The sequence below is a fragment of the Hydrogenivirga okinawensis genome (assembly GCF_055385515.1).
Window position 1 is genome coordinate 438,726 of the sequence record NZ_AP042386.1, and the last position, 19,421, is coordinate 458,146.

Sequence of the window (19,421 nt, forward strand, 5' to 3'; positions counted from 1 at the left end):
TATTATACGATATTAATTGGATGCTAAAGACATTAATACTCTGGAGGATCACCAAGACGACCTACCTGACCGCCCTACTTTTAGCCTTTATACTCCTGATGATCCAGATATTCAGGTTCGGTTTCATTCTCTTCGGACTTCCTCCTTCGAGCTCCCTTCCCTTCTTCCTGATATGGTTTGCTTACTATGGCTTCTTCTTTATTCCGGACGGTCTCATCGTTGCTACGGTGCTCGCCGTTTATGAGCTAAAAGAGAAGAAACTCCTCCATGTTCTCTACTCCTTTCAAAGATCGCCTTCCGAACTCTTCAGAATATTCCTCTTGCCAGTTGTTATCTTCCTGCTACTCTCCTTTGGACTGTCCTTCTTTATGTTCGAGGAACACATCTCCTTCGCAAGGAGGGGACTCTTGATTCAGTACAAGGACAGGATATTTGAAAACTTGCCGGAGAAGACCTTTTTAGATACGGGCGGGGTGGTCGTGTACGTGGATGACAGGAGGGGGGAAGAACTGAGGAATCTCTTCCTCAAATACAGGAACACAAACATAATAGCCCACAGTGCGAAGTACGAGGGTAGGGGTAGGTTCGTCTTCTCCAACGGATCCCTTTTAACTAAGGAAAAAGGGAAGTACTTCTTGATGGAGTTTGAGAAGTACTGGCTCGATACGGAAGAGTTTTTCTCCGAGGAGCTACGCAAAAAGAAGATAGAAAAGGAGAGGATCCTGAACCTTGCCAACAGTCTGAGCATACTTCCCCTCTTCCTGCTTTCCTTCTTTGGAACTTTAAGGTTTTGTAAAACACACACTCAAGCCTACTATTTGATAGCCTTAGGCATAGTCCTGCACCAGCTACTTATATTTGGACTGAAGGTTAGCCTTTGAGCGTCTTTATATCCCTGCCTATCTTCTCTTGAACCGACTCTACCTTGCTCTTTATCCTTCCCGACTTCCCTTCCCGATAGTCTATCTTCATCGTTATCGATATCCTTGGGCACTCCTTCTTTAACTCCTCGAAGCCTTGCTTTAAAACGCTCATAACCTCATCCCAGTCCTCCCCTTCAACTATCGTTCCCATGGGGGTGAGTACGTAGGGAAGACCAGAACGATCTATAATGTCAACTACCTTAGCAACGTACTTGCTAACACTCTCGCCCTTTCCTAAAGGCGTCATACTAACAAAGACGAGGAAGCTCATAGGTTTAATTATATCAGTTCCCGCCTGCTGACAGAGGTCATAGAAATATAAGAATATTAGAATACCCTTATGAACCGAGGAGGTGAGTAGTCATGGCGCTGATAAGGGAATTTCCACCCGACGGGGTGGTTACCATAAACAGGGTGATCTTAAAGCCCGAGTATACCGTTGAGGATTTGGAAGAGCGAGTCGCCGAGCTCTGTGAGCACGTTAAGACCTTCCACTCCATAGACGGCTTCATAGGTGGCTTTGTCCTCATGAACGCAGGGATGATTTCCAAAGAGGGTTCCACGGTAGAGGACAAGGAGGTATCCCCTCTCAAAGACAAGGAGGCTCTCATAGTTACCTTCTGGACATCCTTCGAGCAGCACGAGAAGTCCCACCAGAGCCCTGAGTTCCAGAGGCTCTTTGAGAGGGTCTTAGAGCTCTGCGAAAACGGGAACGAGGAGATAGCCTACACGATGCTCTGGCAGGGTAAAGCCTACGATCCAGAAACTGCAAAGAAAGCTATAGAGGCTAAGAAGAAGTTCGCCGGCTGCGAAAGCTGCTGAAGCTCCCCTCTCCGGCTCGCCCTCCCTCTTTTTTTCTTTTAAGAGCTAACGAGCGGTCAGTCTTATATCTTCCTCTCCTGACCGCTTTATTATCGAAGGTGTTGGCAAGTTGTAAACCACGACTCCGGAGCCCTGGAACCTCCGCTCTACTGCGAAAACCCTATAAATAAGAATTATGATTAAAGAACTTTTTTAGGTATCATCAAAACTATAAATTATTAGGTAAGAAGGGGGTGTGTCATGGACAGAAGGGACTTTTTCAAACTGGGAGCCACCTTTGCTGTATCTGTGCCTCTGTTGGGGAGGCAGGTCTTTGCTCAAGAGAAGAAGATCCAGTTGCCAAGGCTAAATCTCGATGACCTTCCTGAGAAGGAAACGGAAGATGCGGTTATTTATCACTGTGACTTTCCACAGGAGAGCAGATTCCACGCGATGCTCACCAACATAAGAAATCACCTCGCGGCGAACGACTTTGATCCCTTCAGAGTGAAGATAATCCTCGTAGCAAACGGGGTGGGGGTAAAGTTCTTCATGAAGACTCACAAGGGAACGAAGTGGGAAAAGGAGAAGGTAGATCTGAAACGTGCGGAAGAGCGACTTGCTTACCTTGCCCAGTTCGAGGTTGAATACTACATATGTGACTTCACGATTAAAGGATTGAAGTTGAAATACGAGAATTTCTTTGATTTCGTTAAGATAGTACCTTCGGGTGTCGCTTCAATAGGGAGACTCCAACAGAAAGGCTTCGGTTACATTAAAGTTCTCTGATGGACGCCTTTTCATTTTATAGCTATCTCCTCAACAGGGGTTTCGAGAGGAGAGAGTCTCAGGAGGAGATGATAAGGCTTGTTCAGGAGGTGGTGGAGGAGGGGGGCGTTAGACTTATAGAAGCACCTACGGGAACGGGTAAGACCTTCGCCTACCTTATACCTCTTATAACCTCCGGTCGGAGAGCAATAATCTCTACAGGGACAAAGATACTTCAGGATCAGCTCAAGAGAGATATAGAGTTCCTTACGGGACATTGCAAGACTCTCACGGGCAAAGACGTGAACTACGCAGTCCTGAAAGGAAAAGCCAACTACCTCTGCCTCGATAGATTCAGAAAAGAAAATCTCTCCGAGGAGGAGAAGGGAGATATCCCCGAGCTTATGGAAACGGAGTGGGAGGGAGATTTAACACTCACTTCCGTGAGTCCAGAGGTTCTCGGAAAGATCAACGTGGACGAGGACTACTGCACCTCTGCCTACAGGGAGGTCTGCCCCTACAGATCGGAGTGCTACTACTGGGAAAAGGTAAAGAGGAGGGAAAGGAGCGCCGACATCCTCGTTGTGAACCATGCTCTTCTGGCACTCAAAGAGTTTGAGGAGACGGAGGGCAGGATTCTCGTCATAGACGAAGCTCACGAGCTTGACCGCTACCTCACCTTAGCCACCACCGGAGGTTTATCTCTCTACTGGGTAAGGGAAGTCGTGGGATCTATGGAGAAGCTCTTGGAAAAGGAGATAAGGATTGAACCCGAAGAGTTCTTCAGGAGGAACTTTGAAAAGCTCTTCAAGGAAGAGTCCGAAGAGATCCCCCTTGAAAGTTTGGCACCCTATGCGGAAGAGTTAAAGGAGAGTATCGCCGAACCTCTGAGGAACTCTTACAAAGAGATAAGGGAGAAGCTAAGAGAGGAGGTTCTTGATTTCTTAGAGAACAGGTTGATGATCAGCTTCCGCCTGAAGGCTTACCTTGAGAGGACTTTTCTTTTACCTCCAGAGGATCTTGAGAGGTTCAAGGCTGGATACGATGAGCCGGAAGAGGAAGAGAAGAGGCTGATCGAGAGGGTGAAGAAGGTTGAATACTTGGAGAGAAAACTCCAGAAGCTAAGCACCTTCCTCAGGGTAGCTCAGAGTGAGGACTCGGAGTTCGGATACAAGGTGTCGAGGAAGTGGAGCAAGAAGCTCCAGACCTTCAACTACAGACTTGAGATCTTTCCCGTGTTCCCGAAGGGAGTCGTGGATACGGAAGCTTACAGGGGTGTCATACTCACCTCCGCCACCGTAGATCCGGAAGATCTGAGGTTCACAACGGGTATAGAGGGGGACTTCCACAGGCTCAGTAAGAACTTTGACTACAGCAGGGTAACCTTCCTGATCCAAAACACCAACCCCAAGAGGGAGAATTGGGAGGAGAGGTTAAAGGAGAGCTTCGAGGACATAAGGAGCGTCCACGACAAGGTTCTCGTCCTCCTGACCAACAGGTCTCATCTGAAGCTCTTTAGCTCCAACGGGGAGGTGGCAAAACAAGGGGAGGACAGCCTGAACAGACTTGTAGAGTCTCTCAGAGATGGGAGGATAAGGGTTCTCATCGGTCTTGATAGCCTCTGGACGGGGATAGACGTGAGGGGAGAGAAGGGAATACTCATGTCAAAGCTACCCTTCGATAGTCCCGAGGATCCCGTAACCTATCACAGGATAAGGTATTTAAAAAGCATCGGGGAGGATCCCTTTGAGTATCAGAGAAGGAAAGCTTTTATAAAGTTCCGTCAGGGGGTTGGAAGGCTTATGAGGCAGAAGACGGACTCCGGAACGATAGTTATATGCGATAACAGGATCTGGAGATACAGGGAGTTTATAGACTTCCTGAAGGATCTCGGAGTCCGTGTAGTTTACGAAAAGAGCTTCAGAGCCCGAAGGACATCGGGACGTCCATATTGACGTCCTTCACTTCCTTTATCTCGGGGAACTTTTGCTTCAGAGCCCTCTCAATCCCGGCTTTGAGTGTGAGGACGGACATACCACATCCGGAGCAGGCTCCCACCAGTCTGACCAGAACCGTTCCGTCCTCCTGAACGTCCACCAGCTCAACGTCCCCGCCGTCAAACCTCAGAGCGGGTCTTATCTCGTCCAGAACCTTTTCAATCTCTTCCCTCGTAGGCATTCCCATTCCTTAACCTCCTTCAGGTTATTCAATCTATAAGATATCGGCGGATATGCAAGCCCTCTATGGATTAGGTCATAATATTCCCATGAAGCTCCTCGTTCCCGCTACCACCACCAACTTCGGATCGGGTTTTGACACCTTCGGCTTAGCCCTCAACTTATACAACACCTTTGAGTTTCAGGAGGGCGACGCCTTCGGCGTGGAGATAGAAGGAGAAGGAAAGGATCTACCAAAGGACGAAAACAACCTCGTGATAAGAGTCTATAAAAGAGCCTGTGAGGTTTTCGGGGTTCCCGTAAAGCCCTTTAAACTCAGGCAGATCAACAGGGTTCCGACGGCGAGGGGTCTCGGCTCCTCCGCCACAGCAATAGTGGGTGGGATAGAGGCGTGCGTAAGAATTCACAGCCTTAAGGTGAGCCTTGAGGATAAGCTCAGGGTAGCCTTTGAGTTTGAGCCCCATCCCGATAACCTCCTTCCTGCCTTTGTGGGCGGGTTCGTGATCTGCGTCCAGAACGGGGGTCTCGTTTACAACAAGATGGTGTTCCCGGAAGGTCTCTCCCTCGTTTTCGCGGTTCCCGACTTTGAGCTATCTACCGAGAAAGCGAGAAGGGTGATAAAGAGAGAAATTTCTTTGAAGGATGCGGTCTTCAACATTCAGAGAGCGAGTCTTTTAGTTTCCGCCCTTCTCACGGGAAGATACGAACTCCTTAAGGTTGCAGTAGAGGATAGGCTTCATCAGCCTCACAGAGCGAAGTTGATAAGGGGTTTCGATAAAGCCCTTGAGGCAGGTTACTCCTCCGGAGCTTACGCCGTTTTCCTGAGCGGTGCGGGACCAACGGTATGTGCGGTATCCTCAGTGGATGGAAAGGAAAAAGTGGGAGAGGCTATGAAAAATGCCTTTGCGCGGGAAGGAGTCGAGGCTAAAGTTCTTCTCTTGAGAGCGGAAGATAAGGGTGTGCACTGGGTATGAGAGTTCTTACTCTCGACGTTGGGAACACAACTGTTGATGCATGCCTCTTTGAAGGAAAGGAAATAAGACATTTAGGAAGATTCCCTCACTCGGAGATAGAAAAGCTCCCTGGAGACTATGACCTCGTTCTCGTGTCCTCCGTAAGAAAGAGTCTGAATGACAAATTAAGGAGTCTTTTTAGAAATAAAATCAGATTTTTGGAAATCAAAGACATACCGATAGAGGTAGATTACGATACTCCGGAAAGTCTCGGTGTGGACAGGGTTCTCTTCGCTTACGGAGTGAAAGAATTTCACTCCCGAAATGCTGTGCTTGTGATGGCTGGAACCGCTCTCGTGGTAGATCTCCTTATAAGTGGAGTTTTTAAAGGAGGGTTCATAACCGCCGGACTCGGACTGAAGTTAAGGGTCCTTTCGGAAAGAGCAGAGGGGCTTCCAAGTTTAGAGCCTGAACCCATAGACAGGCTTATCGGCAGGAGCACAAAAGAATGCCTTTTAGCTGGACCCTACTTGGAGAGCAGAACCTTTATAGAGCAAACCACAAAGAGATGGTCTGAGGAGTTTAAGAAAGAACTTCCTGTTTACATCACCGGCGGAGAGGGTAAGTTCTTCAATGACTTTGGAGTTTATGATCCCCTCATCCTCCACAGAGCCATGCTAAAAGTTGTAAGCATGTAAATCTTTGATACTTCTTCAAAATTTTTCAGACTGACGAAGATCATATTTGAATTTTCGGTATATCTGCTTAAATTCTTGTGTAAGTAAGGGTGGGGTCGAGATAGCCCTCACGGCTCCTTGGCAAGGGAATAGGCAAAAAAAATTAGCTCAAACCCTTGGGGACAGTCTAAATCAGAAACTCATTGATATTTCTGCAAAATCCCGACGTCAAGTTTAATTGAGAACAATTCTCACTTTGTCCCCCTTGAAAATCAAGGATTTCAATCGGACCTCTTGCAATGCCCTAAGGAAAGAGAGAAGTCCGCCTTTCCCAACTGACAGCAGGTATCTTTTGTCTTAAGATATAGAAAATGAGATCGGCTATAAAGGATTACTACAAGATCCTCGGCGTTGAAAAGAATGCCTCCAAGGAGGAGATAAAGAAGGCATACCGAAGGCTTGCCCGTCTTTACCACCCGGACAGAAATCCAGACCCAGAGGCTGAAGATAAATTCAAGGAAATAAACGAGGCTTACCATGTTCTCTCGGACGATGAGAAGAGGGAAGAGTACGACAGGATACTCAGGAGCGGGGATGAGAGCAAGTTCAGAGACTTTATGGAGTACATTCAGGAGTTTATAGAGAGCATAATCAAGGGAGAGAGGGAGAAAGCCAAAAGACCTAAGAAGGGACAGGACATAAGGCTCAAGCTTTACTTATCCTTAGAAGAAGCTGCCTTCGGAACAGAGAAAGAGATTGAATACGAAAGGTGGATAGATTGTCCGGACTGCGAAGGGAAGGGTGTAAGGGGGAAGGCGGAGACAGTGGTGTGCCACGCCTGTGAGGGAAAGGGAAGGAGGGTAAGCGGTATATTTAGCTTTCCAAGACCCTGTTCCGTGTGCAGAGGAAAAGGATTCATAATTAAGAATCCGTGTCCTACCTGTTTCGGAAGAGGAAGGGTAACGACCCACGCGAAGATAAAGGTTAACGTTCCCCCTGAGACCGATGAGGGAGATGTCCTAAAAGTTCCCGAAAAGGGACACTTCGGGATAAATGGCGGAAAACCCGGAGATCTCTACCTCAGAGTCTTTCTCAAAGAACACCCGATATTTAAAAAGGTGAACAACGATCTCATAATGGAGAAACTCATAAGCTACCCTCTCGCCGTTCTCGGAGGAACGACAAAGGTGCCAACCTTGGAAGGTGAGGAGATGGAGATCTTTGTCCAACCAGGAACAGAGTGTGGTTCAACCAAGACTATTCCGGGAAAAGGCTTCCCTCATAACGGGAGTAGGGGTAACCTAATAATAAACTTCAGGATAGAAGTTCCTAAAAACCTGAGCGGAAAGCAAAGGAAGTTGATAGAAAAACTCGCCAGAGAGCTGGGAGAGGAAGGAGTCGAAAGGAAGGAGGGTATGATAGAGCGCTTCAGGGGCTGGATGTCCTCTTGAATATCTTTACCACCCTTTCGTATTCTCCTGTTATCTCTATGTTTACCAAGAGATCACAATTCTCTCCATTACCCCATTCCACCACCACCACGCCTTCACCTACAAACTCACTCCAGTCAAAGTCTCTCGCTCGGTAAAGGTCAATATGTATCAACCTCCCCTTTTCAGTGGGATATTCATTCACTATAGTGAAGGTTGGACTCCTTACTTGAAATCCTTCCTTTATACCCAAACCTCTTGCGAGTCCCTTTACAAAGGTTGTTTTGCCAGCTCCCAGCTCACCTTTGAGGCAGATAACCTCCTTACCTCTGAGCCTTTTTGCAAGGGACACCCCGAGGTCTTCCATCTCCTCGGGGCTTCTAACTATGTACTCCTCCAAATTACTGATAGCTGTTGTCTTCTTTGTGGGGAACTATTCTTAGTATAGCTTCGTCGGGGTTTACCTGATCGCCCACCTTGGCGAAGATCTGCTTAACTATCCCGTCTATTGGTGCGTGGATCTCGTTCTCCATCTTCATAGCTTCCACTATTGCCACAGTCTGACCCTGCTCAACGGGTTGACCCTCCTCAACGAGGATCTTCGCCACCTTTCCGGGCATGGGAGGTGTAACGTCCCCGGGTTCCGTTGCTTTCGGGATACCACCTTCAGCTACGGCGGCGGTTGTGGTTGCGGTTCCACCCTGAGCTGGGATAGCTTCCTTTTGAGGGAAGAGCTGAATCTCTTCGAGTCTTCCATCAACTCTGACGTAGTACTTCCTCGGCTTTCCGGGCTCTTCCTCGAGGGATACTCCTTCAACCTTTACCTTAAACTTATCACCGTGATAAACAACTTCGAACTCCACCGGTGCGGCACCGACGACCTTTCCTGCTTCCGTTTCCGCGATTTCAGGAAGCTCCTCCACGGGTTCGGGGTGAAGCTCTCCCTTCTCCCTTAGGGTGAGAAACTCCTTAGCCTGCATGGGGAAGAGGATGTAGAGGAGTATCTCCTCGTCCGTCGGATCTCTGCCGAGGAGTTTCCTGAGCTCTTCCTCCGCCTTATCCCACTCCTGCTGGTCGGCGAGGTCTCCCGGTCTTATGGAGAAGTCGGGCTCCTTTCCGGGTCCTAAGATCTTCTCTACGAGCTCCTTGGAGAGGGGTCCCGGTGGCTTTCCGTACTTTCCTTCTACGTAGTCCCTGACCTCTTTGGTTATGGTCTTATACCTCTCTCCCGTTATGACGTTGAGAACCGCCTGAACTCCGACGATCTGAGAGGAAGGTGTGAGGAGCGGAGGATAGCCGAGATCCTTTTCGACGTTGGGAACCTCGGCGAGAGCCTCCTCTATTTTGTCCAGAGCGTTCGCCTCCATGAGCTGGGCGACCATGTTGGATATCATTCCGCCGGGTATCTTGTGGATAAGAACCTGAGCGTTCACGCCCGCGTACTCGGTCTCGTACTTCTTGTACTTCTTCTTTATCTTCTTGGCTTCTTCTGCCGCTTCCGCTATCTTGGCAAGGTCGAGCCCCGTGTCAAAGGGTGTATCCTGAAGGGCGGCAACTATGGTCTCTGTAGCGGGGTGGGAGGATCCGAAGGCTAAGGGGGAGAGAACGGTGTCGAGCATATCCACACCCGCAAGAACCGCCATCATGTGGTTGATGGTAGCCATACCGCTCATGTCATGGTTGTGGAGGAGAACAGGTATCTTACCTTCGGTGGCCTCCTTTATTCCCTTTATGATCTGGTAGCACTCGAAGGGAGGCATTATTCCCGTAGCGTCCTTGAAGGATATCCAGTCGGGTTCCATCTCGGCGAGCTCCCTCGCATACTCCATCCACCTCTCGTAGGTGTGGACAGGGGAACGGGTATAGCTTATCTCTGCGTGAACCTCACCGCCGAACTCCTTAATGGCTTTGACCGCCACCTCTATGTTCCTGTTGTCGTTCAGGGAGTCGAAGACCCTAAATACGGTTATCCCGTTCTTTATAGCCTTCTCAACGAACTTCTTAACGGTCTTGTCGGAACGGGGTCTGTATCCCACTATATTCTGTCCCCTGAAGAGCATCTGGAGCTTGGTGTTGGGCATCACCTCCTTTATCCTTCTGAGCCTCTCCCACGGATCTTCCTTCAGGTATCTGAGGCAGACGTCGTAGGTTGCTCCTCCCCAGACCTCAACGGCGTAGAAACCGCATTTGTCGAGTTTCTCACAGAGGGGCAGCAGGTCGTCCGTTCTCACTCTCGTTGCAAGCTTACACTGCTGTCCGTCCCTCGGTGTTAGGTCGGATATATGTATTTTCTTCTTAACCCCCTTCTTCTCGAATTCCTTCATCTTCTCTCTGATTTCCTCTACAACCTCAATCATCAAACCACCTCCTTAAATTTTTAAAGTCCATGGTAAGAGGCTATTACAGCCGAGAGGAAGGCAACGAAGTCCTCCTTATCCCTGTGCTCCTTGTAATCGAAGACCTGAGGATGCTCCTCTAAATACTTCGTGGTGAACTTTCCAGCTCTGAAGTCAGGCTCCTTCATTATCTCTATTAGGAGAGGTATGGTTGTTTTTACACCCGTTATTTCGTATGTCTCTAAGGCCGCCTTCATCCTGTCCACCGCTATCTCCCATTCGGGCGCCCAGACTATAAGCTTGGCTATCATGGAGTCGTAGTAGGGCGTTACCTCAAATCCTCGCGATGCAGCGTGCTCCACCCTTATGCCGAACCCGCCGGGGACGTAGTACCTCTCTATCATACCCACAGAAGGAGCGAAGTTGTTTTTGGGATCTTCGGCGTTTATCCTGCATTCTATGGAGTACCCCTTGAACTCAACGTCCTCCTGCTTGTACTTCAGCTTTTCTCCGGCGGCAATCCTTAGTTGCCACTTTACGATGTCAATTCCCGTAACCATCTCGGTAACGGGGTGCTCTACCTGGATACGGGTATTCATCTCTATGAAGTAAAGGTTACCTTCCTGGTCGGCTATAAACTCCATCGTTCCGGCGTTGTAGTAGCCTATCTCTTTGGCAGCCTTCGCCACGATGTTCCCGTAGTACTCCCTCTTTTCGGGAGTCAGAAGTAGAGAGGGAGCTATCTCAACCAGCTTCTGGTTCCTCCTCTGGATGGAGCAGTCCCTCTCTCCGAGGTGTATGACGTTTCCGTACTTGTCCCCGAGAACCTGAAACTCTATGTGCTTAGGGTTCTCTATAAATTTCTCTAAGAGAAGGTCTCCGCATCCGAAGGCTTTCTGAGCTTCGCTCTGAGCGCTCTCGTAGTTCTTTACCAGCTCCTCCTCGTTCCTACATATCCTTATTCCCCTTCCCCCACCGCCTGCGGTAGCCTTTAAAAGAACAGGATAACCTATCTCCTTCGCAAGAGCCTTAGCCTCTTCCACGTCTTTAAGGACTCCGTCCGAACCGGGGACTACCGGGACTCCCGCCTTCTTCATAACCTCCTTGGAACGCGCCTTATCACCCATCAGCTCTATGACCTGCCACGGAGGACCCACAAAGGTTATCCCCGCTTCCTCACACATCCTTGCAAACTCGGCGTTTTCAGCTAAGAACCCGTATCCGGGGTGTATGGCGTCGGCACCAACCTCCAAAGCGAGGTCTATTATCCTCTGCTTGTTGAGGTAAGTGTCCAGCGGATCCACCCCTATCATGTAGGCTTCGTCCGCCATCTTCACGTGGCGTGCCGTTGACTCTATCTCGTTGTATATGGCTACCGTCTGTATTCCAAGCTCTTTGGCAGCTCTGATTATCCTGCAGGCTATCTCTCCTCTGTTGGCTACAAGGAGCTTTTTAAACATCAGATACCTCCGTAGAGTGTTTGCTCAGAAGTTCTTCAATATTCAACTTTATTCCCTTCATAATTTCAACCTCATCGTCCCAGTTCTGAACTATCCACTGCCTCTTCCCCTTTTCCGCAACCATTACTTTCTTAGGTTTGGTAAAGATCCATACAACCTTCTCAACCCCTGCATTTAGTAGATCCTGCGTCTTTTCAAGGGCGTAATCTTCTGCGGAGGCGTAGTTTCCTAAGTCCGCCTTTGTGTCAATCTCTATAACTACCTTCGGAGGTATTTTCGTGTAACTTCCACTGGACTTAAAGTTTTTCCTTTCAAATACCGCAATATCTAAAAGCCTGAAGCTATCTTCCGATGTGAAAAAGCCTATCTCGTTGGTTGTAACTATGTACTTGCTCTCATCAAGCTTTGAGAAGAGATAGGCTACCAAAACCGCAACTATGTAAGCCCGTAGATCACTACTTCCCATGACAGCCTTAGGCGGGAGTTCACCTTTTAGAACCTTTTCGTAGCCTCTGTAGTAGATAGGTTTTCCGTTTACCTTTTCGTAGGTTAGTATCTTCAGGAGGTTCCTTCTCTCCTCCTTAGAAAGCTTCCTCTTCTCCGCCGTCTTTACCATAGCTCCACCTTAAACAAGCTCTATCTTATATTCAATAGGCGCAACCTTATTGATCATGTAAGCTATGGAACAAGTTCCCGGATCGTAGATAGTTTTATCTAAAGCCTTCTTAACGTCCTCCTCGCTTACGTTTCCCTTTACCTTCACGTTCAGATATATCTTAAGGAAGACCTTCGGATAGCCTTCCGTCTTCCTGTCGGCGTCAGTCTCTATCTCAATATCTTCAACGTGCTTTCCTTCCTTGTGTAGAGCCTCGTAGAGATGAATTCCCACACACCCCGCTATTGAGTGGAAGAGGAGTTCCGGCGGTCTTATACCTCTTCCTTTCCCGCCGACGTAATCGGCTGCATCGATGGGAACCTCTCTCCCTGCAGGACCTACACCTACGAAGTGAAAGTCTTCCTTCTGCTTGACCTTAATTTTCATCCAAGACCTCCTTCAGATTTTTATTCCTTCCTCTTTGAGGAGTTTATAAAGGTTCAACTTCACACCTTTTAGAACCTCTATATCAGAGTCCCAGTCCTTAGTTATCCAGTCTTTACCCTTTTCAGCGACCATTACCTTTTTAACCCTCGTTATGAACCAGATGACCTTCTCCACTCCTGCGTCCAGAAGTTCCTGCGTTTTTTCAAGCATATACTCTTCAAAGCTTCCATATTTTGATAGATCCGCCTTAGTGTCTATCTCTATAACCACTAAAGGTGGTATCCGTGTGTACTTATCCGAAGGTTGAGTCAGGTCGCTCTTTTTAAATATAGCTATATCCAAGCTTCTGTATCTCTTAGGACCGATGAAGAAACCGAGTTCTCCACCAGAAATTATGAAGTCCTTTCCGAGGTTAAGCTTCAGGAAAGAAATCAACAGCGCAAGGAGTATAGACTGCAGTTCACCGCTTCCCATAACCTCCTCCGGTGACTTCTCCCCCTTAAGGACTTTTTTATAGTCTCTGTAATAGATAACCTTCCCCGACTTAGTCCTCTCATAGACTAAGACTTTCAAAAGCCTCTTCCTCTCCTCCGGAGATAGCTTCTTAGGAGTAGCCACACCCATAACCATAATTTACATCCTCTTAATTATCTCCTCGGCGTACTCTGTGGTGGAAACCTCTTTTGCCTCCTCCCCCCTCTTTCTGAAACCTGCCGCTATATCGGGGGTTCCCACTCTGTCCTCGAAGGTTCTCCTCACCGCATCATAGATCTTCTGGGCAGCTTCCTTCCAGCCGAGGTACTCTAACATCATGGCACCGGAGAGGGTTATGGAGAGAGGGTTGGCTATTCCCTTACCGGCGATGTCCCAGGCGGTCCCATGGGTGCTCTCGAAGAGCGCGTATCCGTCCCCTATGTTTCCGGAGGGAACAAAGCCAGGACCTCCTATCAGCGCTGCAGCAAGATCGGAAACATAGTCTCCATTCAGGTTCTGAGCTATTACCACGTCCCAGGCATCTGGTCTAAGGACGAGTTGCATGAGCATCTGGTCGGTTATGACCTTTGTGAGCTTGACCTGTCCCTCTCCCGGCTCTGCTTCCTGATCCGTTACCACCCTGTCCTTAAACTCCGGTTCTTCAGCAACCTCGAACGCCCAGTTTATAAAAGCTCCTTCGGTAGCCTTCATTATGTTCCCCTTTCCTATCACGGCGACGTTCTTCCTTCCGTTCTCGAGAGCGTATCTGAGAGCCTTCCTCACGTGTCTCTTGGTCTTGAACTCGCTCATGGGCTTTACCGTTATACCCACATCTTCGGGAAAGCCTTCCTCCTTCGCTCCCATCTCTTTTATAAGGAACTCTCTTGCTTTCTTAGCCTCTTCGGTTCCCGAAAAGAACTCAATGCCTGCGTAAACGTCGTCGGTGTTCTCTCTGAAGACGACCACGTCAACCCTTTCAGGTTCGGGTATAGGAGTGGGCTGTCCCATCCAGTAAACGGGACGTACCGCGGAGTAGAAGTCAAAGGCACGCCTCAGAGCGGAGTTTATAGATCTGACTCCTTTACCCACGGGAGTTCCGAGGGGTCCCTTTATGCTTACAACAGCTTCCTTTAAAACGTCGAGGGTTTCTTTAGGAAGTCTCTCACCCGTTTTCTCCTCCGCTTTATCCCCGGCAAGAGCCTCTACCCACATTATTTTTCTGCTTCCGCCGTAAGTTTTCTCAACGGCGGCGTTCACCACACGTATCATGGCGGGCGTTATCTCAGGTCCTATTCCGTCTCCTTCGATATACGGGATTATGGGTTTGTCGGGAACGCTTATGGTCTTATCAGGATTGAGCTTTATGAACTCTCCGTCCTCGGGAATCCTCGCCTTTCCTTCCCATGGGTAGACGTTCTCCTCTCTTATCACCTGCATGCTTTCCTCCTGAAAAGGTGTAAAAATTTTATGTGGCTTCCTTTCCTATGTCAAGATTTTTTAAAACGATGTTTTAGGTCTGTTAGAGTGGTAAAATAGAGGTTCCATGAAGGCACTCCATAAGACCCTCGACGTTCTCGACTACATGATGGAAAAGGGAGCTGCGGGAGTTACGGAAATAAGCAATGATCTCAACCTTAACAAGAACAACGTCTTCAGAATACTCGTCGCCCTTGAGGAGCATAGGCTTGTGGAGAAGGAGGATGAAACGGATAAGTACAAGCTCTCGACCGGTTGTGTTATCCTCGGATACGGCTTTATTCACAAGCATCCGCTCACAAAGCTATCGACACCGGTTCTCAAGAACATAAGGTTCAGGTTGGGGGAGACCGTTAATCTCGCCATGCTCGATGAGAAGCAGCAGTTCGTTATATACGTCGCTTCGGAGGAAACCATAAAGCCAGTTAAGGTGAAGACGAGACTTGGGAGGAGATATGGCATAAACAGTTCCGTCTCCTCTGCCAAGGCTATTAAGAGAGCCCTCAGGGGAGAGGCAGGATTCGTCTTCGACCATGAGCACGATGAGAAGATAGGGATATCTGGAGGTGCCTGCGTAATAAGGGATTACAAGGGAAGACCGATAGGTGCCGTGGAAGTCCTCGCACCTCTCTACAGGATGCCCGTAGGTGTTATAGACAAGGAAGTAAAACCGATCCTCGAAGATGCAGCCTTAGATATATCTCTGAAACTCGGATACTGGGATTAGATCTTGCCAAGCCTTTTGGAAAGCTCTTTAGCCGCCTCCACTATCGTATCCTTAAACTTGCTCACCAGAAGCTCTTTGGGAACTCTGTAAGCCGGAGCGACCACGCTTATCGTGTAGTTTACCTTTCCAGCGTAGTCGAACACAGGAGCGGCAATACTCACCACATCCTCCTCGTACTCTCCAAGGTTCACGGAAAACCCCCTCTCCTTTATGAGCGGTAGCTCCTCCTTAACCTCCTCGGGGGTTTTCGTCCTCTCCGTGTACCTTATCCACCTCACCTTCTTGAAGTAATCCTCAACCTCCCTCTCGTCGAAGTAAGCCAAAAATATCTTTCCTGAGGCTGAGGCGTACATAGGGAGAACCCTGCCGAACCTCGAGAGTATACCTACCTCCTTCTCTACCTCCTGCTTCTCTATGTAAAGGACCTCGTAGCCTATCCTCGTAGTCAGGTAGGCGTTTTCCCTTATCCTCTCCACCACGTCTCTAAGGATAGGTCTGGCGAGGTTTCTTATATCGAGGTGGTGGAAGTAAGCTCTCTCGAGCTCGAAACACTTTACGCCGAGCATGTACTTTCCCGACTCCTCGTGGTAGCTGAGCCATTCTCTATCGACGAATATTTCCAGGATCCTTTCCACCCTCTCGGGTTTTAGACCCGTCTCCTTTACTATCTCCTGAACACTCCTTGGCTCCTTCTCAACCATGAAGAGGATCTTTAGGGCGTAGTCAACGCTTTGGATTAGATAGAAGCTCTTATCCCTGTGCATCTTTCCGCTCCATATTATACAATTAGAAGTTCGGAGCACTTCTATGGACAGAAAGCTGGTTATCCTCGGTGCCCAGTGGGGTGACGAAGGAAAGGGTAAGATAGTAGATCTCCTGTCAGAAAACTACGAGGTCACCGTAAGGTATCAGGGAGGCAGTAACGCAGGACACACGGTTATAGTGAACGGCGAGAAGTTCATCCTTCACCTCCTCCCTACGGGGATACTCCACACCCACGTCATAGGTGTGATAGCCCAAGGTATGGTAGTAGATCTCGAGGTTCTCGACGAAGAACTCGAAAATCTAAGGGATAGGGGAATACCCTACGAGGGGCGGCTCTTCATAAGCGACAGAGCCCATCTTGTCATGCCTTACCACAAGCTCCTTGACAGGCTCTTTGAAAGACAGAGGGGAATAGGGACGACACTGAGGGGGATAGGACCCGCTTATATGTTCAAGTTCGGAAGAAAAGGGGTCAGGCTCGCTGACCTCGACGACGAGAGGAGACTCTACTCTCTGATAGAGGAGAACGTAGCCTTCGTTAAGGATATCTGTGAGAAGGTCTTCTGTGAAAACCACGACCTCGACGTGGATCAGATCTTTGAGGAAACGTTGAGACTCTACGAGAAGTATAAAGAACATATTACCGACGTTTCCCAGCTACTTTTGAGGTTCGATAAGAGCATGCTTTTCGAAGGTGCTCAGGGAACTATGCTTGACGTCGATATGGGAACCTACCCCTACGTTACCTCATCCAACTCCTCCGCGCTCGGACTCTCCAACGGGACGGGGCTATCGCCTAAGTTCTTCTCCGACGCTTACCTCTTGGGAGTGGCTAAGGCTTACACTACACGTGTGGGGGGAGGTCCCTTCCCGACGGAGCTTAGGGGCGAGGAGGGCGATCGTCTGAGGGATTTAGGCGGAGAGTACGGCTCCACAACAGGAAGACCGAGAAGGTGCGGATGGCTCGATCTTGTGGCTCTGAAGTACGCGGTGGACGTGAACGGATTCGACGGACTTATACTGACCAAGTTGGACGTCCTCGATAGCTTTGAGGAGATAAAGGTCTGTGTGGCCTACGAGTACGAGGGAGAGAAGATAGAGCACTTCCCCGCCTCCCTGAAAGTTTTAGAAAACTGCAGGCCTATATACAGAACTCTGAAGGGATGGCTCAAGGACACCAAGGGAGCGAAGGATATAAAGGATCTTCCTCCCAACGCGATAGCTTACATCAGGTTCGTTGAGGAGTTCGTCGGAGTGCCTGTTATAATGCTCTCCACCGGTCCCAGAAGGGAAGAGTTTGTATGGCTCAGAGAACCCCACAGGATAAAGGTGAGCTCTTTATAAAGAGAGCGAAGCAGTTTAACTTAGCCTTCGTAATATCCATTACCGTCCTTTTCCTGGTCAGTCTTCTGCTTTATAAGTTCTTTTCCCTTCCGGTCTCACCCAAGCTCGTTCTTTACACCTACACGATCCAGATAACCACCGGAGCGATCGCCTACCTCGTATCTTTCTTGGTGAGAAAGAAGATGCTTCCCGTCAGGATGTCGGAGGAGTACTGGAGTTACACCGCCGTCAGGCGGTACTTCTGGAGCTACGTTCTTATCTGCATACCCTTCGGGATAGGCTTTCTCTTCTACATCTTCGCCGGCAACCTCTCCGTTCTCACCCTCGGCTACCTAATATCCTTATGTGGTTTAATATTATTCAGACCGAGGAAGGGAGACGTGATATGAACAGAGAAGAGGTTATAAAGAGGCTCTACGAGGAAGATCCTCAGTTCAGGGAGTGGAAGGACAAGCACGATGAGCTCGATAAGGATATAGCAAAGTTAGAGAGGCACCATCCGATGACCCACGACCTCGAGCTTGAGATAGAGAAGTTGAAGAAGGAAAAGCTTTACTACAAGGATCTAATGGAGAGGAAGATACAGGAGGCTCTCAAAAGTAGTAAGCAGTAGGATCTTCTACACCGGCGAGTTTAAAACCTTCCTTTCTTTCGAGACACTTCTCGCACCTCCCGCAGTGGAGTTCCCCTACAGGTCTTACGCAGGAGAAGGTAAGATCGTACCTAAGCCTTCCGTAAAACTTTTTTATCACCTCCCACTTCTCCAAACCCATGAAGGGAGTTTCTATCCTGAACTCTCCCTTCGCCCCCTTCCTTATGAGCTCTTCAAGTTTGTCGAAGTACTCCCTGTTGTTGTCGGGGAAAGGGTATATGCCGAGACTCCCTACCGCCAAGGCTCTTATATCCTTCCTGAAAGACTCTAAGGCGGTTACGGTTCCGAGGACGAGGTTGCGCAGGGGTATCTCTATACCTCCCCCCGGTCTGAGTCCTCTGACGAAGAGAGTTTTAAAAGGAGCTATCCTCCTGTACTTCCTCCTCAGATAGGACCAGAGCCTCATAGCCCACTTTCTTTCCACCTTTTCCCACGGAAGCCCTGAGCGGACGTAGAGAGGATAGATGAGAAAACCCCTCTCCAAGTAGTAAACCGTCAGAGAGGCGCTCTCCACGCCGGAGCTGTATAGAACGGCTATCCTTCTCACCCTTCCACGCTCCCGAGCCCGGATCCCGCTATGTGTCTTCCCGAATCTACCTTAACTATCTCTCCCGTTACGCTCTCAGTTTTCAAGAAGAAGAGAGTAAGAGAGGCTATGTCCTCTAAAGAAACCTCCCTCTTCAGGGGAGTTCTGCTAAGTATTCTCCTCCAGGAGTCTGGATCCATGTCCTCCGGTCTAATAACAGGTCCCGGTGCTACGCAGTTCACGAGGACATGAGGAGCGAACTCCTTTGCGAGAACCTTCACGGCGGTGTGCAGAGCTCCCTTGGCTATGAAGTAGGCGGAGTACCCCCTGTAGGGTGTGTGCTCGACCGCCCAGTCTCCGAAGGCTACTATCCTGCCCTTGACCTCTCCTTTGTTTTTCATCATCTCCCTGTAAGAGAGCTTGGAAAGAAACAGGAAGGCTTCTGCGATCGGAATAAAGTGTTCGTAGAGCTCTTCTCTATTCAATCCCTCTATTGGAGTTCTGTTGTAGGGAGAGGCGAGATGGAGGAAGGCGTCTATCCTTTCCAGAACTTCCACCGTTTCCTCTATTATCCTTTTGTAGCTCTCCGGATCGCTCAGATCCTCCCTTATAAGCAGAACCTTTCTTCCTCTCTTCTTTCCTTCCTCTGAGATCACCTTAACAGAACTCTCTGAGCTTCTATAAACAACGGACAGGTCGTAGCCGTTTTCAAGAAGCTCAAGGGCTATCCTCTGACCTATCCTCCTTGTTCCCGTTATCAGAGCTACCTTTCCCATTCTTCCCGATCTTGAAGGGAAATTTTACACTCACCGGGCTTCCCTATATTCGGTAAGTTAGCTAAGGGTAAATCTTACAGTTCTAATATAGAAGGGGACCGCCCAAGGGGCGGT

General features: G+C 48.9%; 23 protein-coding genes. 11 read left to right on the forward strand and 12 right to left on the reverse strand.

Annotation, left to right across the window (positions count from 1 at the left end):
• Positions 1–20: 20 nt before the first annotated feature.
• Positions 21–881 (forward strand): LptF/LptG family permease, encoded by an 861-nt coding sequence (locus ACZ483_RS02550; protein ID WP_464324608.1) that lies wholly within the window; start codon positions 21–23, stop codon positions 879–881.
• Here the strand turns inward: ACZ483_RS02550 and ACZ483_RS02555 are convergent.
• Positions 871–1,194, reverse strand: a complete 324-nt coding sequence (locus ACZ483_RS02555) for an MTH1187 family thiamine-binding protein (RefSeq protein WP_464324609.1) — start codon at positions 1,192–1,194, stop codon at positions 871–873. The two genes, ACZ483_RS02550 and ACZ483_RS02555, sit on opposite strands and share 11 nt — an antisense overlap.
• Before the next feature lie 92 nt (positions 1,195–1,286).
• Between ACZ483_RS02555 and ACZ483_RS02560 the strand changes: the two genes are divergently transcribed.
• The 3 genes from ACZ483_RS02560 (at position 1,287) to ACZ483_RS02570 (ending at position 4,447) form a co-directional block, all read left to right on the forward strand.
• Complete coding sequence (locus ACZ483_RS02560; protein WP_464324610.1) at positions 1,287–1,745, forward strand: antibiotic biosynthesis monooxygenase family protein; 459 nt, start codon at positions 1,287–1,289, stop codon at positions 1,743–1,745.
• A 240-nt stretch (positions 1,746–1,985) separates the two neighbouring features.
• Positions 1,986–2,513, forward strand: coding sequence for a DsrE family protein (locus ACZ483_RS02565; RefSeq protein ID WP_464324611.1), 528 nt, complete (start codon positions 1,986–1,988; stop codon positions 2,511–2,513).
• Positions 2,513–4,447, forward strand: a complete 1,935-nt coding sequence (locus tag ACZ483_RS02570; protein WP_464324612.1) for an ATP-dependent DNA helicase — start codon at positions 2,513–2,515, stop codon at positions 4,445–4,447. The genes ACZ483_RS02565 and ACZ483_RS02570 overlap by 1 nt, the downstream gene beginning before the upstream one ends.
• On the opposite strand, the gene ACZ483_RS02575 is transcribed toward ACZ483_RS02570, so the two are convergent.
• Positions 4,413–4,676 carry a NifU family protein gene (locus tag ACZ483_RS02575; protein ID WP_464324613.1) on the reverse strand — a complete coding sequence of 88 codons (264 nt, stop codon included), beginning with the start codon at positions 4,674–4,676 and terminating at the stop codon, positions 4,413–4,415. The two genes, ACZ483_RS02570 and ACZ483_RS02575, sit on opposite strands and share 35 nt — an antisense overlap.
• Positions 4,677–4,758: 82 nt before the next feature.
• Between ACZ483_RS02575 and thrB the strand changes: the two genes are divergently transcribed.
• From thrB to ACZ483_RS02590, 3 genes are all read left to right on the forward strand, one after another.
• Entirely contained in the window at positions 4,759–5,643 is an 885-nt protein-coding gene (gene thrB / locus ACZ483_RS02580; protein ID WP_464324614.1) for a homoserine kinase, read from the forward strand.
• Positions 5,640–6,320, forward strand: a complete 681-nt coding sequence (locus ACZ483_RS02585; protein WP_464324615.1) for a type III pantothenate kinase — start codon at positions 5,640–5,642, stop codon at positions 6,318–6,320. The genes thrB and ACZ483_RS02585 overlap by 4 nt, the downstream gene beginning before the upstream one ends.
• 350 nt (positions 6,321–6,670) lie before the next feature.
• Positions 6,671–7,750, forward strand: a complete 1,080-nt coding sequence (locus tag ACZ483_RS02590; protein ID WP_464324616.1) for a J domain-containing protein — start codon at positions 6,671–6,673, stop codon at positions 7,748–7,750.
• On the opposite strand, the gene tsaE is transcribed toward ACZ483_RS02590, so the two are convergent.
• From tsaE to ACZ483_RS02625, 7 genes are read right to left on the reverse strand one after another with little or no spacing between them, the layout of a single operon-like run.
• Entirely contained in the window at positions 7,728–8,129 is a 402-nt protein-coding gene (tsaE, locus tag ACZ483_RS02595; RefSeq protein WP_464324617.1) for a tRNA (adenosine(37)-N6)-threonylcarbamoyltransferase complex ATPase subunit type 1 TsaE, read from the reverse strand. The genes ACZ483_RS02590 and tsaE overlap by 23 nt on opposite strands.
• A gap of 1 nt (position 8,130) precedes the next feature.
• A complete protein-coding gene (locus ACZ483_RS02600; RefSeq protein ID WP_464324618.1) occupies positions 8,131–10,086 on the reverse strand; it encodes a pyruvate/oxaloacetate carboxyltransferase in 1,956 nt (651 codons plus the stop codon).
• A gap of 20 nt (positions 10,087–10,106) precedes the next feature.
• Positions 10,107–11,525, reverse strand: coding sequence for an acetyl-CoA carboxylase biotin carboxylase subunit (gene accC / locus ACZ483_RS02605; protein ID WP_464324619.1), 1,419 nt, complete (start codon positions 11,523–11,525; stop codon positions 10,107–10,109).
• Entirely contained in the window at positions 11,518–12,141 is a 624-nt protein-coding gene (locus ACZ483_RS02610; RefSeq protein WP_464324620.1) for a PDDEXK family nuclease, read from the reverse strand. The genes accC and ACZ483_RS02610 overlap by 8 nt, the downstream gene beginning before the upstream one ends.
• A 9-nt stretch (positions 12,142–12,150) precedes the next feature.
• The gene (locus ACZ483_RS02615; protein WP_464324621.1) at positions 12,151–12,567 is read right to left on the reverse strand and encodes an OsmC family protein; all 417 of its coding nucleotides are present in this window, start codon (positions 12,565–12,567) and stop codon (positions 12,151–12,153) included.
• Positions 12,568–12,579: 12 nt separating this feature from the next.
• Complete coding sequence (locus ACZ483_RS02620) at positions 12,580–13,197, reverse strand: PDDEXK family nuclease (protein WP_464324622.1); 618 nt, start codon at positions 13,195–13,197, stop codon at positions 12,580–12,582.
• Between the two features lie 3 nt (positions 13,198–13,200).
• Complete coding sequence (locus tag ACZ483_RS02625; protein ID WP_464324623.1) at positions 13,201–14,478, reverse strand: NADP-dependent isocitrate dehydrogenase; 1,278 nt, start codon at positions 14,476–14,478, stop codon at positions 13,201–13,203.
• Positions 14,479–14,584: 106 nt separating this feature from the next.
• On the opposite strand from ACZ483_RS02625, the gene ACZ483_RS02630 reads away from it, so the two are divergent.
• Positions 14,585–15,244 carry an IclR family transcriptional regulator gene (locus ACZ483_RS02630; protein WP_464324624.1) on the forward strand — a complete coding sequence of 220 codons (660 nt, stop codon included), beginning with the start codon at positions 14,585–14,587 and terminating at the stop codon, positions 15,242–15,244.
• Here ACZ483_RS02630 and ACZ483_RS02635 read toward each other — a convergent pair.
• A complete protein-coding gene (locus ACZ483_RS02635) occupies positions 15,241–16,008 on the reverse strand; it encodes an IclR family transcriptional regulator (RefSeq protein WP_464324625.1) in 768 nt (255 codons plus the stop codon). The two genes, ACZ483_RS02630 and ACZ483_RS02635, sit on opposite strands and share 4 nt — an antisense overlap.
• 43 nt (positions 16,009–16,051) lie before the next feature.
• Between ACZ483_RS02635 and ACZ483_RS02640 the strand changes: the two genes are divergently transcribed.
• Genes ACZ483_RS02640 through ACZ483_RS02650 form a run of 3 tightly spaced genes read left to right on the forward strand, consistent with a single transcriptional unit; the run spans position 16,052 to position 17,966 of the window.
• The gene (locus ACZ483_RS02640; RefSeq protein ID WP_464324626.1) at positions 16,052–17,353 is read left to right on the forward strand and encodes an adenylosuccinate synthase; all 1,302 of its coding nucleotides are present in this window, start codon (positions 16,052–16,054) and stop codon (positions 17,351–17,353) included.
• A complete protein-coding gene (locus ACZ483_RS02645) occupies positions 17,311–17,742 on the forward strand; it encodes a hypothetical protein (protein ID WP_464324627.1) in 432 nt (143 codons plus the stop codon). The genes ACZ483_RS02640 and ACZ483_RS02645 overlap by 43 nt, the downstream gene beginning before the upstream one ends.
• Positions 17,739–17,966 (forward strand): DUF465 domain-containing protein, encoded by a 228-nt coding sequence (locus ACZ483_RS02650; protein WP_464324628.1) that lies wholly within the window; start codon positions 17,739–17,741, stop codon positions 17,964–17,966. Before ACZ483_RS02645 ends, ACZ483_RS02650 begins: the two co-directional genes overlap by 4 nt.
• Here the strand turns inward: ACZ483_RS02650 and ACZ483_RS02655 are convergent.
• Together ACZ483_RS02655 and ACZ483_RS02660 are read right to left on the reverse strand one after the other, a co-directional pair.
• Complete coding sequence (locus ACZ483_RS02655) at positions 17,947–18,552, reverse strand: 7-cyano-7-deazaguanine synthase (RefSeq protein ID WP_464324629.1); 606 nt, start codon at positions 18,550–18,552, stop codon at positions 17,947–17,949. The two genes, ACZ483_RS02650 and ACZ483_RS02655, sit on opposite strands and share 20 nt — an antisense overlap.
• Entirely contained in the window at positions 18,549–19,307 is a 759-nt protein-coding gene (locus tag ACZ483_RS02660; RefSeq protein ID WP_464324630.1) for an SDR family oxidoreductase, read from the reverse strand. Before ACZ483_RS02660 ends, ACZ483_RS02655 begins: the two co-directional genes overlap by 4 nt.
• Positions 19,308–19,421: the final 114 nt, after the last annotated feature.